Annotated in this window: 13 protein-coding genes; 4 read left to right on the top strand and 9 right to left on the bottom strand. The window is 66.7% G+C overall.

Annotated features, from left to right (window positions below):
• Positions 1 to 32: 32 nt before the first annotated feature.
• From BM113_RS00480 to BM113_RS00470, 3 genes are all read left to right on the top strand, one after another.
• Positions 33 to 1,976: an AMP-dependent synthetase/ligase gene (locus tag BM113_RS00480; RefSeq protein ID WP_089784410.1), complete on the top strand. Its 1,944-nt coding sequence runs from the start codon at positions 33 to 35 to the stop codon at positions 1,974 to 1,976.
• Positions 1,977 to 2,091: 115 nt separating this feature from the next.
• Positions 2,092 to 4,107 carry an AMP-dependent synthetase/ligase gene (locus tag BM113_RS00475; protein ID WP_089784408.1) on the top strand — a complete coding sequence of 672 codons (2,016 nt, stop codon included), beginning with the start codon at positions 2,092 to 2,094 and terminating at the stop codon, positions 4,105 to 4,107.
• Between the two features lie 147 nt (positions 4,108 to 4,254).
• Positions 4,255 to 5,055, top strand: a complete 801-nt coding sequence (locus BM113_RS00470; RefSeq protein WP_089784407.1) for an N-acyl homoserine lactonase family protein — start codon at positions 4,255 to 4,257, stop codon at positions 5,053 to 5,055.
• Positions 5,056 to 5,116: 61 nt separating this feature from the next.
• Here BM113_RS00470 and BM113_RS00465 read toward each other — a convergent pair whose 3' ends face one another.
• The 3 genes from BM113_RS00465 to BM113_RS00455 form a co-directional block, all read right to left on the bottom strand.
• Positions 5,117 to 5,629 (bottom strand): quercetin 2,3-dioxygenase, encoded by a 513-nt coding sequence (locus tag BM113_RS00465; RefSeq protein WP_245757944.1) that lies wholly within the window; start codon positions 5,627 to 5,629, stop codon positions 5,117 to 5,119.
• A 228-nt stretch (positions 5,630 to 5,857) separates the two neighbouring features.
• Entirely contained in the window at positions 5,858 to 6,460 is a 603-nt protein-coding gene (locus BM113_RS00460; RefSeq protein ID WP_089784403.1) for a magnesium transporter, read from the bottom strand.
• On the bottom strand, positions 6,457 to 7,029 hold the full coding sequence (locus BM113_RS00455) for a magnesium transporter (RefSeq protein ID WP_089784402.1): 573 nt from the start codon (positions 7,027 to 7,029) through the stop codon (positions 6,457 to 6,459). Before BM113_RS00455 ends, BM113_RS00460 begins: the two co-directional genes overlap by 4 nt.
• A gap of 106 nt (positions 7,030 to 7,135) precedes the next feature.
• Between BM113_RS00455 and BM113_RS00450 the strand changes: the two genes are divergently transcribed.
• Positions 7,136 to 8,326, top strand: a complete 1,191-nt coding sequence (locus BM113_RS00450; protein ID WP_089784400.1) for a potassium channel family protein — start codon at positions 7,136 to 7,138, stop codon at positions 8,324 to 8,326.
• A gap of 375 nt (positions 8,327 to 8,701) precedes the next feature.
• On the opposite strand, the gene BM113_RS00445 is transcribed toward BM113_RS00450, so the two are convergent.
• From BM113_RS00445 to BM113_RS00420, 6 genes are all read right to left on the bottom strand, one after another.
• Entirely contained in the window at positions 8,702 to 9,466 is a 765-nt protein-coding gene (locus BM113_RS00445) for an enoyl-CoA hydratase/isomerase family protein (RefSeq protein WP_007142089.1), read from the bottom strand.
• 9 nt (positions 9,467 to 9,475) lie between these two features.
• Positions 9,476 to 9,934: a MaoC family dehydratase gene (locus BM113_RS00440; protein WP_007142088.1), complete on the bottom strand. Its 459-nt coding sequence runs from the start codon at positions 9,932 to 9,934 to the stop codon at positions 9,476 to 9,478.
• Positions 9,935 to 10,066: 132 nt separating this feature from the next.
• Entirely contained in the window at positions 10,067 to 11,353 is a 1,287-nt protein-coding gene (gene paaK / locus BM113_RS00435; protein WP_089784399.1) for a phenylacetate--CoA ligase PaaK, read from the bottom strand.
• Positions 11,354 to 11,435: 82 nt separating this feature from the next.
• A complete protein-coding gene (locus tag BM113_RS00430) occupies positions 11,436 to 12,581 on the bottom strand; it encodes a thiolase family protein (RefSeq protein ID WP_089784397.1) in 1,146 nt (381 codons plus the stop codon).
• A 48-nt stretch (positions 12,582 to 12,629) separates the two neighbouring features.
• The gene (locus tag BM113_RS00425) at positions 12,630 to 13,226 is read right to left on the bottom strand and encodes a GNAT family N-acetyltransferase (protein WP_089784395.1); all 597 of its coding nucleotides are present in this window, start codon (positions 13,224 to 13,226) and stop codon (positions 12,630 to 12,632) included.
• A gap of 140 nt (positions 13,227 to 13,366) precedes the next feature.
• Positions 13,367 to 13,762 carry a universal stress protein gene (locus tag BM113_RS00420; protein ID WP_177209068.1) on the bottom strand — a complete coding sequence of 132 codons (396 nt, stop codon included), beginning with the start codon at positions 13,760 to 13,762 and terminating at the stop codon, positions 13,367 to 13,369.
• Between the last annotated feature and the right edge of the window lie 67 nt (positions 13,763 to 13,829).

The following is a 13,829-nucleotide window of genomic DNA, read 5'->3' as shown; positions in this document are numbered from 1 at the left end:
TTTTATCGCTTGGGACGTTCCCTCACACACGTATGGACTGGCGGGACGCCGAACGCGAGTACGACGACGAGGTAATCGGGGAGTCGACGCTCGGACGAATGTTCGAGGAGTCGGCGGAACGGAACGCCAATCGGCCGGCCCAGAAGTACAAAGGTGGGATCTACGAACGGTCGCTGACTGATTCGGTCGTTTCGGCGGCCAGACCCGGAGAATTCCGGACCCTCTCCTACGCCGAGATGCGGGACATCGTCCGCAACCTCGCGGCCGGGTTCCGCGAGTTAGGGATCGAAACCGGTGATCGCGTCGGGCTCTTCTCGAACACCCGCATGGAATGGGCCCAGACGGACTTCGCCCTGCTGTCTTCCGGCGCGGTCGTCACGACCGTCTACAAGAGTTCCTCGCCGGATCAGGTTCGCTACCTGCTCGACGACCCCGACGCCGACGGCGTCGTCGTCGAGAACGGCGACGCCCTCGAGCGGGTGCTCGAGGTCGAGGACGACCTCGATCTCGAGTTCATCGTCTCGATCGACGAGCTCTCGGGGTACGACGACCGTGAGGATATCTACACCCTCGCGGACGTCTACGAACTCGGCGAATCGTCGTTCGACGAGGCAGCCTACGAGGAGTGGCTCGACGCACCCGACACGGACGACCTGGCGAGCCTGATCTACACGAGCGGGACGACCGGCCAGCCCAAGGGGGTGAAGCTCACCCACTGGAACTTCCGGGCGAACGTCAATCAGCTCAGAAAGCGGATGGCTCCGCGGCCGGACAGACCCGACGACCTGCCGTCGATCGACGAGAGCGCACAGACCGTCTCGTATCTGCCGCTTGCGCACGTCTTCGAGCGGACCGCGGGTCACTTCCTGATCTTCGCCAGCGGCGGCTGCGTGGCCTACGCCGAGGATCCCGACACTCTCCAGGAGGATTTCAGTGCCGTCGGGCCGAACGTGGCCACGAGCGTCCCGCGAGTCTACGAGAAGATCTACGACGCCATCCGCGAGCAGGCGAGTGAATCCCCGGTCAAGAAGCGTATCTTCGAGTGGGCGACCGACGTCGGCGTCGACTATCAGGAAACCGACGATCCGGGCCCGGTGCTGTCGGCGAAACAGGCCCTCGCCGACAGACTCGTCTTCTCGACCGTCCGCGAGGCCCTTGGCGGCGAGATCGAGATGCTGATCAGTGGCGGCGGAAGCCTCTCGCCGGAGCTGTGTACGCTGTATCACGCGATGGGGCTGCCGATCTACGAGGGATACGGGCTGACAGAGACCGCGCCGGTCCTGGCGGTCAACCCGCCCGAGGAGCCCAAAATCGGGACGATCGGCCCGGCGCTGCCGGACGTCGAGTTACGGATCGACGAGTCCGTCGCCGACCAGGCCGCCTTCGACGACCCCGGCGAGGTCGGTGAACTCGTCGTGACGGGGCCGAACGTCACCGACGGCTACTGGGAGAAACCGAGCGCGACCGACCGGGCGTTCACCGAGGACGGCTGGTTCCGCACCGGCGATATCGTCCACCTGCGGCCCGACGGCTACATCGAGTTCCGCGACCGAGTCAAACAGATCCTCGTGCTCTCGACGGGGAAGAACGTCGCCCCCGGCCCGATCGAGGACGCCTTCGCCGCCAGCGAGGTCGTCGAACAGGCGATGGTCGTCGGCGACAACGAGAAGTTCGTCGGCGCGTTGCTCGTCCCGAACACGGACCACATCCGCGAGTGGGCCGACGAAGAAGGGATCGACCTCCCCGACGACCCCGAAGCCATGTGCGACGACGAGCGTGTCCGGGAGTACGTCGGGGAAGAAGTCGACCGGGTCAACGAGGACTTCGAGTCCTACGAGCAGATCAAGCAGTTCGAACTCGTTCCCATCGAGTTTACCGAGGACAACGACATGATGACCCCCACGATGAAGAAGAAGCGACGGGTCATCCTCGAGGAGTTCGAGGACCGGGTCGATCGGATTTACGACGAAAGCTGATTCCCCGTACCACGGCATCATCGGTCACGCGATTTCGAGGATAATTTATTTTGTTCAATTAACCCTGTACTATACCCATCTTTCATGTAGGTACGGATTCATGGTACGGTAAATCATGGACTGGCAAACCGCGGAACGGGAGTTCGACAGCGAGGTGCTGGGGACCGAGACCCTCGGCCGAATGTTCGAGAAGTCGGTCGAGCGAAACGCCAACTCGCTCGCCCAGCAGTATCGCGGTGGGATCTACGACCGGAGCATGGCCGGAACGGCGTTCCCGCCCGCCCCGCACGGGGAGTACGCCGGCCTGTCGTACGCGGAGATGCGCGAGATCGTCCGCGTACTCGCGGCCGGCTTCCGGGAACTCGGCGTCGAGCAGGGGGATCGCGTCGGCATCTTCGCCCAGACGCGCATGGAGTGGGCCCAGACGGACTTCGCCCTGCTGTCGGCCGGCGGCGTCGTCACGACTGTCTACAAGAGTTCTTCGCCGGAAAAGACCCGCTACCTCCTCGACGACCCCGACGCCGACGGCGTCGTCGTCGAGAACGAGGAACTGCTTGAGCGGGTGCTCGAGGTCGAAGACGATCTGGACCTCGAGTTTCTCGTCTCGATGGACGAGCTCTCGGGATACGACCGCGACGACGTCTACACCCTCGCGGACGTCTACGATCTGGGCGAGGAGGCCTTCGACGAGGAGACCTACCAGGAGTGGGTCGACGAACCCGACGTGGACGACCTGGCGAGCATCATCTACACGAGCGGAACGACCGGCCAGCCCAAGGGCGTGAAACTGAGCCACCGGAACTTCCGGTCGAACGTCAACCAGGTCTATCGTCGCGTCGGACCACGGCCGGACAAGGACGAGGACACGCCGACGATCGACGACGACAGCAAGATGGTCTCGTACCTGCCGCTCGCACACGTCTTCGAACGGACGGCCGGCCACTTCCTGCCGTTCGCCGCCGGCGCGACCGTCGCGTACGCCGAAAGCTCCGAGACGCTCCAGGAGGACTTCGGCGCCGTCCAGCCGACCGGCGCGACGAGCGTCCCGCGAGTTTACGAGAAGATCTACGACGCCATCCGCGAGCAGGCCACCGAATCGCCGATCAAAGAACGGATCTTCAACTGGGCGACCGACGTCGGCAAGGAGTACCAGCGGACGGACGATCCGGGACCGATCCTCGAGGCGAAGCTCTCGATCGCGGACAAACTGGTCTTCAGCCAGGTCAAGGAGGCCCTGGGCGGGAACATCGAGATGCTCGTCAGCGGGGGCGGCACGCTCTCGCCCGATCTCTGTACGCTCTATCACGGGATGGGGCTGCCCATTTTCGAGGGATACGGGCTGACCGAGACCGCCCCCGTCGTCACCACGAACCCGCCCGAGGAGCCCAAGATCGGCACCGTCGGGCCGGCGGTCCCGGGCTGTGAGGTGAAAGTGGACGACACCGTCGTCCCCGACGGGGAAGCCGCCGACACCCCGGGCGAAACCGGCGAACTCCTCGTGAAGGGGCCGAACGTCGCCGAGGGTTACTGGGAGAAACCCGAGGCTACCGATCGGGCGTTCACGGAAGACGTCCCCGCGAGCACAGCGAGCGAGGAGTCGGAAGACTCGTCTTCCGGGAGGTGGTTCCGAACCGGCGACATCGTCACGATCCGACCCGACGGCTACGTCGTCTTCCACGAGCGCGCGAAGCAACTCCTGGTCCTCTCGACCGGGAAGAACGTCGCCCCGGCTCCAATCGAGGACGCCTTCGCGGCGCGGGAACCCGTCGAGCAGTGCATGGTCGTCGGCGACGGCGAGAAGTTCGTCGGCGCGCTCATCGTCCCCAACGTCGACGCGCTCCGCCGGCTCGCCGAGAACGAGGGCGTCGACCTGCCCGACAGCGCCGATGAAATCGCCGACCACGAGTGGGTCCGGGAGCGCATCGACGAGGAAGTCGAGGCGGTCAACGAACGGTTCGAAGCCCACGAGACGATCAAGGAGTACCGGATCGTCCCGATCGAGTTCACCGAGGACAACGACCTGCTGACCCCGACGATGAAGAAGAAGCGCCGGGCGATCCTCGAGGAGTTCGAGGACGAGGTCGACTCGATCTACGCGGAGGACGAAACCGAGCAGCGACAGGCCGCCTGATGGGGCGACGGGCCCGAGGGAGGAACGGCGGTGACGGCGACAGCGATTGCGATACCGATATCGATACCGATACCGATACCGGTACCGGCGATGACCAACCCCTCGGTTAGGCGAACCTTCTATGGGAGATCGGCCCCGAATATACGTATGACAGTTCGTCGTCTCTACCGGCTCAACACCGCCGAATGGACCTTCGATCACAGCGTGGCCATGCAACTCGAGGACCCCGGCGAACCCTACACCGGCTGGTGCCCGTGTTACCTCCTCGAGCACCCCGAGGGGCTGGTGCTTTTCGACACCGGGATCAGCCGCGAGATGGCGGCCGATCCCGAAAGCTACGGGCCGAACGGTGCGGCCCACATGACGGCGTTCCTCGAGACGCTCGACCTCTCGGTCGGGCAGTCGCCGACCGACCACCTCGCCGCGCTGGGGTACGAGCCCGGGGACGTCGACTACGTCGTGCTCTCGCATCTCCACGTCGATCACGCGGGCAACGTCGACGCGTTCCCGGAGGCCGAAATCGTCGTCCAGAAGCCGGAACTGCGGTACGCGTTCTGGCCCGACGGCGTCCAGCGGCTGTTCTACCTCGAGGGTGACTTCTCCCCCTTGCGGGACGAGTCGGTCGACGTGACGGCCGTCACGGGCGAATACGATCTCTTCGGCGACGGCAGCGTCGTGGCGTTCCCGACGCCGGGACACACGCCCGGTCACCAGTCGCTCGCGGTCGAACTCGAGTCCAGCGCTGTCGTCCTCGCCGCCGACGTCGCCAACAGCCGCGGGGGATACGAGCGCGAGCGCGTCCCGTCGTTTTCCTGGTCGCTCGAGGACTCCCTCGAGTCGATCCAGCGGGTGCGGGACCGAGCGCGAGCGACGGATGCGACGGTGATCGTCCATCACGACCCGGAGGAACAGAAGAAACTGCCGGATCCGCCGGCCGCACTCGAGTAGCCGTCGGCACACCCGAAACGGCCACGTCGCGGCCGAGAGAACCGGCCGCCGAGTGCGGCGGTCAGTCGTCGAACGGCGGCGGGCCGAGCAGGTCGAGTTCGTACGTCTCGAGCACCTCCTCGAGGCGCTCGAGTTGTGCCTCCGTGGGACGGGGGTCGGGAAGCGTCAGGTCGTCTGCGGGGTCGCCCACGGCCTCGAAGAAGGATTCGCCGCCGGCGTTGCGAACGATGAGGTACCGGCTGGCGTCCTCGTCGACGCGGAACGCGTGGGGCAGACCTCGCGGGCCGAAAGCGACGTCGCCGGGGCCGACCGTGACGGTCTCTCCGTCGACGTGGACCGAAATCCGTCCGTCGATCACGAACCAGAGTTCGTCCTCCGCGCGGTGGACGTGCAACGGCGTCGCCATCCCCGCGTCGGCGCGTTGCTCGATGAGCCCGTAGGCACCGCCGGTTTCCTCCCCCGTCGCCTTGATGAAGGTGAGCCCGCCGAACATGTTGAACCGGTCGCCCTCGTCTCGTCCTCGAACGAACGGCGAGACCGGGCGCTCCTTGCGTACTGAATCTGCTCGAGTCATCGGGTATGATAGGCAGGAACAAGCAATAAACATTTCCTATATCTATTCTGTTTGTCCTGATCAAGATGCAGTTCGAGAGGGGTTCTAATGACGTTTTTGACGACCCTCTCCTGTTCGAACCAATCGTATCTATCTTGTAATTACCAAACCGGCGGGCATTCATGCTGCCCATCGAACGCGACCCCGCGTTCGGCGGCAGTCGGAGCGACCGAGGGAGCCGACAGCGCCTCAGATGACGACCCAGACGACGCTGAAGAGGATCAACACGCCCGTGATGTCACAGACGTTGGTGACGACCGGGATCGTCGTATCGTCGGGATCGAACCCCAGCCGGTAGGACGCGTAGACGGAGACCGTGCTGACGACGACCACCCAGACGGCCAGCAGCAACCCGCTGACGATCGTGATCACCAGCAGCGTCCCGAGTCCGAGCGAGCCGCCGAGGGCCCGCCCGATGGCCCACGAGGCGACGCCGAGCAGGACGAACACCGTCGCCGCGAGGCCGATGACGGCGCCGACGTTCGCCCGAATGTCGGGGTTGTCCGGCGAGAACTCGAGCGTGCCCAGGTGCAACTGGGTCGAGAGCCGCGCGCACATGATCGACCCCAGGTTGCCGGCAGTCCCGATCATCACGGGGACGAGGACGAGCAAGGATGGGTTCTCGAGCAGTTGATCTTCGAAGGTCTCGAGGACGGTCCCCGAGACCATCTGCAGCACCGACAGCGCGATCAAAAGCGGGACGAGCGTCGAGACGATGTTCCGGACCGTCCAGCTGCCGATGAGGTCGTCCTCGAGGTCCTCGCCGGCCAGGACGTCGCTGCCGGCGCTCACAGCACCACCCCGGCGGTGGCGATGCCGACGAGCAGGAAGGCGACGCCGAAGACGTCGCCGACGGTCGTCACGACCGGCCCGATGACGTTGTCGGGGTCGAGCCCGCGTCGATACCCCTTGAAGATCACGGTGAGTAACACGCCGAGCATCGCGAACGCGCTCAACAGGGCCGCGACGACCAGCACGATCACCAGTTCGAGGAGACCGGCCTCCCGCCCCAGGAGCAGCAGGACTCCCCAGGCGAGGACGGCGATGAACACGGAGACGATCATCCCGTTGAGGAAGGACGCGACGATCGCGTTCTTGAGCCGGCCGTTCCACTCGAAGCGAGGGTCGATCAACCCCTGGTGGAGCCCGCTCGAGAGGCGCGCGCCGAGCGAGCCGTAGACGCCGCCGCGGGTGGCGAGAAACGCGGGGAGCAACAGCAGGATTCCGGGAACGCTCTCGATTCCCTCGCGCATCGTTTCGGTGCCGAGCAGCGTGCCGGCGAACAGCCCAGCGACGAGGCTGACGAGGATCACCGGCAGCGCCTGCCGATAGACGTCGAGGGCGGAGTCGTGACCGAACATCTGTCCAAACGTATGCGGCCGCCGCATTAAGCGTTGGTTTCGGTGGGCCCGCTCCGAAGGGTCGCTCGACCCAATCTTGATTACCGGTCGCCGACACGAGACGGTAATGCGCGACATCTCCTACGAGCCCCGGAACGTCCGGGAGACGCTCGTCGAACTCAAGGACTCCTCGGAACTGGCGGTCGACCTCGCGTACTCCGCTCTGCGCTACGACGACCCCGCGTTGGCCGACGAGGTCCTCGAACTCGAGTCGCGCGTCGACTACCTGCAGTATCACGTCCGGATCGCGCTGATGCTCGCGGCGAAACGCGCCGACGAGGCCGAGCGGCTGGTCGGCCTCCACCAGATCGCCTCGAGCGCCGTCCGGATCACCGAGGCCGCGGCCGACGTCGCCCGACTGGTTCTCGAGGACGGCGGCGTCCCCGAGGCGTTCGACCAGGCCTTTCCCGAGGCCGACGAACGGCTCGTGCGGGCGACCGTCGACCCCGAATCCGACCTCGCCGGGAGCCACCTCCGGGAGTCCCGGCTCGACCTCGAGACCGGCGTCAGGCTGATCGCGATCAGGCGCGAGGGGGAGTGGTCGTTCTCCCCGGAGGGAGACGACCGCCTCGAGGCCGGCGACGTGATCGTCGGTCGCGGACCGCAGGCGGGGATCGAGGCCGTCTACCGGCGCGCGACTGGCGATGCTTTCCCGTCGCCAGTGACCCCTGCGGAGTCGAGCGACGCCCTCGAGCGTGCGGCCGAGACGGTCGTGGAACTCAAGGACGCGGCCGAACTCGCGGTCGGACTGAGCTACGGCGCGGCCCGGTTCGACGACGAGGAACTCGCCCGCGAGGTGTTCTCCGTCGAGGATCGGTCCGACGAGTGGCGCAACGACCTCGAGGCGTGGGTCGTCGACATCGAGGGCTGGGACGCCGACGAACTCCGGGGGCTGCTCCGACTGGCGACGGCCTCCGAGGAGATCTGTGACGCGGCGGTCGATATCGCCGAACTCGTGGTACGAAACGTGGAACTCCCCCCGGTGTTCGGCGAGGCGCTGTCGGACAGCGAGGAGGGGATCGGGGCCGTCCACGTCGGCCCGGACGGCGACGTCGCCGGACAGACCGTCGGGGACCTGGAGGGCGAACTCGAGACCGGCGTCGTCGTGCTCGCGATCCGCCGGACTGACGGCGACTGGACGTTCGATCCGGCCGGTGACGTCGCCTGTTCGGGCGGTGACACGCTCCTCGTTCGCGGACCGCCGCTCGGGATCGACCGGCTCCGCTCGATCGCGGGGTCCGCCGACGGCCTCGAGTGAGGGGACCGGCCTCGAGCGCGAGACCGCCCGTGGGTCGAGTGGGGTCGTCGCTCGAGGTCGCAGGGACGAAGGAGTGTCCGAATTCACACTCATACGATACTTTTGGAAACCTACCCCGACACATATCATTCGACTCGAGTCGATCGTCCGGATCGCTCGCCGAGCGGCCGACGGAGAACATCGTCCGTGACCGAGGAGATCGCTTCCGGCGCTATTTCGGCCACACCGTCCCGTATTCCGGTCTCGAACTGGTCCCGTCTCGAGGCCGCCCAGGTCAGTTCGGCTGAACTGGATCCATTTCGTCGACGAAAACCAATCTCCTTAGTATTATCTAGATCCGATATTTGTTCCGGGAAGGCGGGGCCAGCCGACCGCTCACTCGAAGTCCGGTCGGCGATCGTTCAGGAAGGCGTCGACGCCCTCGCGGTGGGCCTCGGTATCGTAGGCCAGCGACTGGACCGACGCCTCGCGCTCGAGGCCGTCCCGCCAGGGTCGCCCCAGGTTGTCGTGGATGGCCCGCTTCGCCAGGCCGACGTTCTCCGTCGGCCGCTCGGCGAGCGTCTCGAGCAGGTCGTCGATACGGTCCTCGAGTTCGTCGTCCGGGACCGTCTCGTTGACGAGGTCGAGGTCGTCGGCCTCCGCGGCGTCGAGCAGTCGCCCGGTAAAGGCGAGTTCCTTCGCGGTCCGCAGGCCGACGAGTCGGGGCAGTGTGACGGTGCCGCCGGCGTCGGGGACGAGCCCTACGTTGATGAACGAGGCCCCGAACCTGGCCGACTCGGCCGCGTACGCGAAGTCGGCGGCGGCGACCAGCGAGAGCCCCGCGCCGACGGCGTCGCCGTCCACCGCCGCCACAATCGGCACGGGCGCGGTCAGCATCCGCTCGGCGACCCGACCGAGGGTCGCCCGGACGCGCTCGTAGGCTTCGGCGGTCGTCTCCTCGCGTTCGGCCATCGCCTCGATGTCGCCGCCGGCGCTGAACGCCTCGCCCTCGCCGGCGAGGACGACCGCGTCCAGCGTTCCGGGGTCGAGGGCCTCGAGTTCGCCGGCGAGGTCGCGGGCGACCTCGGCGGTGACGGCGTTGTGGACGTCCGGACGGTCGAACGTGAGATAGCGGACCGAGTCGTCGGTGCGTACGTGCATGGGCGGCCGTCACTCCTTGCGCTTGATCAGGAACTTCATGTCGCCCTGGAAGACGACGGTGTCGTCCTGGTTGGTCATCTCCGTATCGAGGACGACGATCCCCGCGTCCTCGTGGTCGACGTCTTTCTTGTCGGTGACCTCCATCTCGAGCGAGAGGGTGTCGCCGATGTAGACGGGGTTGGGGAGGTCCATGTAGTTCATCCCGAGGAAGGCGTAGGCGGTGCGCTCGACGATGCCGGTGCGATAGACGAACCCGGTCGCGTGGACGAACGTCATCGGGCCGTGGGCGATCCGGCCGTCGAACGGGCCGTCCTCCGCGTACTCCTTGTTCGTGTGCAGTTCCGTCCAGTCGCCCGACAGCGCCGAGTGGACGACGAAGTCCGCCTCGGTGACGGTGCGACCGACGCTCTGGAACTCCTGTCCGACCTCGAACTCCTCGAAGTGATGCGGCTCGTAGCTATATGCCATACGTGGACATCCCAACCGCGGCACAAATAAGTTACCTCGCTTACGGGAAACGGCAACGGGACCGAACGTTGATGGGAGCTACCGCTCGAGACGGCGCATCGACCGGGCTCGGCTCCGTGTATCGGCGTTCGATCAGCGGTGATCGTAGACTCGCTTGACCTTCCCCACCTCCGTCCGTTCGATCCCGCCGGGATCGGTGAGATGCAGTTCGTCCGGGGTGAACGAGAGGACGTTCTCCAGCCTGGTGAGCACCCGATCGCGGAGCGTCTCGACGTCCCCCTCGAAGCCCTCGGCGCGTTCGAGCGTCAACTCGAGGCGGTCGAGGTTGTCCTCGCGGTGGAGATCGATCCGATAATGAGGAGCGATCCCGTCGAACTCGAGGACGACGTCCTCGATCTCGCTGGGGTAGAGGTTGACCCCACGGACGATGATGAGGTCGTCGGCCCGCCCGGTGACGTTGTCCATCCGGACCATCGTCCGGCCACACTCACACTCCTCGTAGGTGAGCGTCGTCAGGTCCCCCGTCCGGTAGCGGATCGCCGGCAGGGCTTCCTTCGTCAGCGTCGTCAACACGAGTTCGCCCTCCTCGCCTTCCGGCAGGACCTCGCCAGTCTGGGGATCGATCACCTCCGGGTAGAAGTGATCCTCCCAGATGTGGAGCCCCTCCTGGGCCTCGTGGCACTCGTTGGAGACGCCGGGGCCGATGATCTCCGAGAGCCCGTAGATGTCGATGCCCGTGACGTCCAGGCGTTCCTCGATCTCCTCGCGCATCGGGTCCGTACAGGGCTCCGCGCCGAAGATCACCGTCGACACCGGCAGCTCCGAGACGTCGACGCCCATCTCCTCTGCGGTCTCCGCGAGGTACAGCGAGTACGATGGCGTGCAGGTGAGCACGTCGCTCTCTAAATCCTCGAGCAGTTCGACCTGGCGCTGGGTCTGTCCGCCCCCGATCGGGATGACCGTCGCGCCGAGTTCTTCGACCCCGTAGTGAAGCCCGAGCCCGCCCGTAAAGAGGCCGTAGCCGTAGCCGTTCTGGACGGTGTCGCCCGGCTCGACGCCGGAGGCCTCGAGACAGCGGGCGACGACTTCGCTCCAGACCTCGAGGTCGCCCTCGGTGTAGGAGACGATCTTTGGCTTGCCGGTGGTGCCGGAGGAGGCGTGGATCCGCCGGATCTCGTCGTCGTCGACGGCGAAGAGGCCGTCGGGGTACTCGTCGCGGAAGTCCTCTTTCGTGGTGAAGGGCAGTTTCTCGATGTCCTCGATCCCCTCGATGTCGTCCGGTTCGATCCCGGCCTCGTCGAACGCCTCCCGGTAGAACGCGACGTTCTCGTAGGCCCGTTCGACCGTCTCCCGCAGTCGCTCGCTCTGTCGTTCCCGAATCTCTTCCCGGGGTGCCATCTCTAGCTGCGTGTAACTCATCCTCACTCGACACTCCTCCGTCCCACATCAAAAATCATGTGGTGTGTGCACATCCTTCTGGTGGGCGCGACGCTCCGTCGACCTATAGCGCGTCGGGCCGCTCGAGCACCGTCGCGACCCCCTGTCCGAACCCGACGCACATCGTCGCGAGGCCGTGCCGGCCGCCCCGGCGCTCGAGTTCGTGACAGAGCGTCGTCGCGATGCGCGCGCCGGAACAACCCAGCGGGTGGCCGAGCGCGATCGCGCCGCCGTTGACGTTCAGTCGGTCGTCGGGGAGGCCGAGTTCCCGCTTGCAGTACAGCGCCTGGGCGGCGAAGGCCTCGTTGAGTTCCACGAGGTCCAGATCCGACACCGAGAGGTCGGCGGCCGCGAGCGCGTCGCGGGTCGCCGGCACCGGCCCGATCCCCATCTCCCGGGGATCGACGCCGGCGACGGCGCGCGAACGTACCCGGGCCAGCGGCTCGAGACCGTGCTCGGCGGCGAACTCGGCGCTCGTCACGAGCAGCCCCGCGGCGCCGTCGGTCAGCGGCGAGGCGTTGCCGGGCGTGACGGTCGCCGCCTCGTCGTCGGCGAAGACCGTCGGCAACTCGCCCAGCGTCTCGAGGTCGGTGTCGGGACGGGGTCCCTCGTCCCGCTCGAGGCGTCCGTCGTCAGTCTCGACCGGGACGACCTCGTCGTCGAACCGACCCGACTCCCAGGCGTCGACTGCGCGTTCGTGCGAGCGGAGCGCGAACCGGTCCTGCTCGTCCCGGTCGACGCCGTACTCGCGGGCCACCCGCTCGGCGGTCGCCCCCATCGGCAGCGCGTCGGGGTCGTACCGCTCCTCGATGGCGGGGTGGAGCCAGTCGGAGAAGGGGACGCGACTCATGTGTTCGACGCCGGCCACGGGGACGACCGCGGCGTCGCCGGCCTCGATCGCCCGCGCGGCGTCGACCAGCGCCGTCAGCGAGGAGCCACAGAGCCGGGAGAGCGTCGCGCCCGGGACCGACTCGGGGAACCCGCCGGCAAGCAACGACTGGCGGGCGAGGTTGCGCCCCTGCTTTCCCTCCTGGTTCGCACAGCCGAGGCGGAAGTCGTCCCACGCCTCGGCCGGAACCGCCGTTCGGTCGACCAGCGCCTCGAGGACGGCGACGACGAGGTCCTCGGGATAGGCGTCGGCGAGTCCGCCGTCTTTCCGCGCCTGTGGCGTCCGGACCGCGTCGACGATAACGGCCGCTGATTCGGTCATCGTCCGTGCAGTCGATCGATTTCGGAATAAAAGTTCGGTCGCCCCCGACTACGCGTTCGCCGGTCGCTCGGCCGGCGGCAACTGCACCGTCTCGACGATCGGTTCGTCGAACGACAGGCGCATCCGGAGGTCGTTCCCACTGCGGTCGACCGTCTCGAACCCCATCCGGCGGTAGACGTGGATCGCCCGCTCGTTGTCGCCGTCGACGTCGAGGACCAGCGCCTCGTGGCCGTTATCGGCCGCGCGGGCGATCACGTGCCGACAGAGTTCGCTCCCGATCCCGCGTTCGTGGTACGCCGGGTCGACGAACACGACGAACTGGGGCTCGAGGCTCGAGCAGGGGGAATAGGCCGCGTGGCCGACGATCTCGTCCTCGTGGGCGGCGACCACGTTGTAGCCGCGGTCGATCAGTCGCTCGAGCCAGTTCTCGATGTGCTCGCGGGTGACCGGCGGCACCCCCATCGACCGGTGGACCTCGGGGTAGTCGACGTACATGGAGACGAGACCCTCGAAGCGGTCGCCGTCGTAGGGCTCGACCAGGATCGGCTCACCGCGCTTGTCGATGAAGCGGGGGCATCGCGGGGGACAGCCCGTCGTCCCCTCGCAGTCCGCCGGGTCCCATGCGGGGCAGGTGTCGGTGGTCATCGGTCGTATGTACGGCATCCAGTCACATGACCCTCGTCCCGCTCATGCGGGGGTTTTTTAGTTCGGCCGCGGTCGGGTCCGCTCTCGAGGGTCAGCGATCCCGACACCGTATCGCCCCGACGCCGAGCGACGGGGGCGGCCTACTCCTCCGGACTCACCGTCACCACGGGCAGATCCGTTCCGAGGATGACTGACTGGGTGACGCTCCCGAAGATGACCTTGCCGGTCGGCGTCCGTTTGCGACCCGACAGGCAGATCATGTCCGCGTCGAGTTCCGCTGCCGCGGCGATCAGTTCCGGGGCCGGTTCGCCGCTCGCCTCGTAGTACTCGTAATCGATCCCGGCATCGTCGAACGTCGACGCGACGCGGCGTACCCCCTCGAGTTCGTGGACCGACCGCCCCTCCGGGTTCTCGCCGAAGACGTGGGCGAGGATCGCCGTGATCTCCTCGTCGGCCGCCGGCAGGGACTCGATCGTCGACGCCTGCGCGGCCGCCCGCTCGGGGTCGGCGTCCAGCCCGACCAGTATTCGGTACATGCCTCGACCCTCGTGTCGGAGCGACATAACAGTCGTGCGCCACGTATCCGGGTTTTATCGGTTCGAG

The organism is Natronobacterium haloterrestre, from assembly GCF_900112205.1.
In the GTDB taxonomy this organism is placed as follows: Archaea; Halobacteriota; Halobacteria; order Halobacteriales; family Natrialbaceae; genus Natronobacterium; species Natronobacterium haloterrestre.
This window is presented reverse-complemented; position numbering and strand designations above follow the sequence as displayed.

Excerpts from the sequence above, each read along its gene's own strand:
- BM113_RS00465 (WP_245757944.1), bottom strand. The coding sequence starts at position 5,629 with ATGACTCGAGCAGATTCAGTACGCAAGGAGCGCCCGGTCTCGCCGTTC.
- BM113_RS00430 (WP_089784397.1), bottom strand. The coding sequence starts at position 12,581 with ATGACCGAATCAGCGGCCGTTATCGTCGACGCGGTCCGGACGCCACAG.
- BM113_RS00445 (WP_007142089.1), bottom strand. The coding sequence starts at position 9,466 with ATGCACGTACGCACCGACGACTCGGTCCGCTATCTCACGTTCGACCGT.
- BM113_RS00425 (WP_089784395.1), bottom strand. The coding sequence starts at position 13,226 with ATGACCACCGACACCTGCCCCGCATGGGACCCGGCGGACTGCGAGGGG.
- BM113_RS00450 (WP_089784400.1), top strand. The coding sequence starts at position 7,136 with ATGCGCGACATCTCCTACGAGCCCCGGAACGTCCGGGAGACGCTCGTC.
- BM113_RS00440 (WP_007142088.1), bottom strand. The coding sequence starts at position 9,934 with ATGGCATATAGCTACGAGCCGCATCACTTCGAGGAGTTCGAGGTCGGA.
- BM113_RS00455 (WP_089784402.1), bottom strand. The coding sequence starts at position 7,029 with ATGTTCGGTCACGACTCCGCCCTCGACGTCTATCGGCAGGCGCTGCCG.
- BM113_RS00480 (WP_089784410.1), top strand. The coding sequence starts at position 33 with ATGGACTGGCGGGACGCCGAACGCGAGTACGACGACGAGGTAATCGGG.
- paaK (WP_089784399.1), bottom strand. The coding sequence starts at position 11,353 with ATGAGTTACACGCAGCTAGAGATGGCACCCCGGGAAGAGATTCGGGAA.
- BM113_RS00470 (WP_089784407.1), top strand. The coding sequence starts at position 4,255 with ATGACAGTTCGTCGTCTCTACCGGCTCAACACCGCCGAATGGACCTTC.
- BM113_RS00475 (WP_089784408.1), top strand. The coding sequence starts at position 2,092 with ATGGACTGGCAAACCGCGGAACGGGAGTTCGACAGCGAGGTGCTGGGG.
- BM113_RS00420 (WP_177209068.1), bottom strand. The coding sequence starts at position 13,762 with ATGTACCGAATACTGGTCGGGCTGGACGCCGACCCCGAGCGGGCGGCC.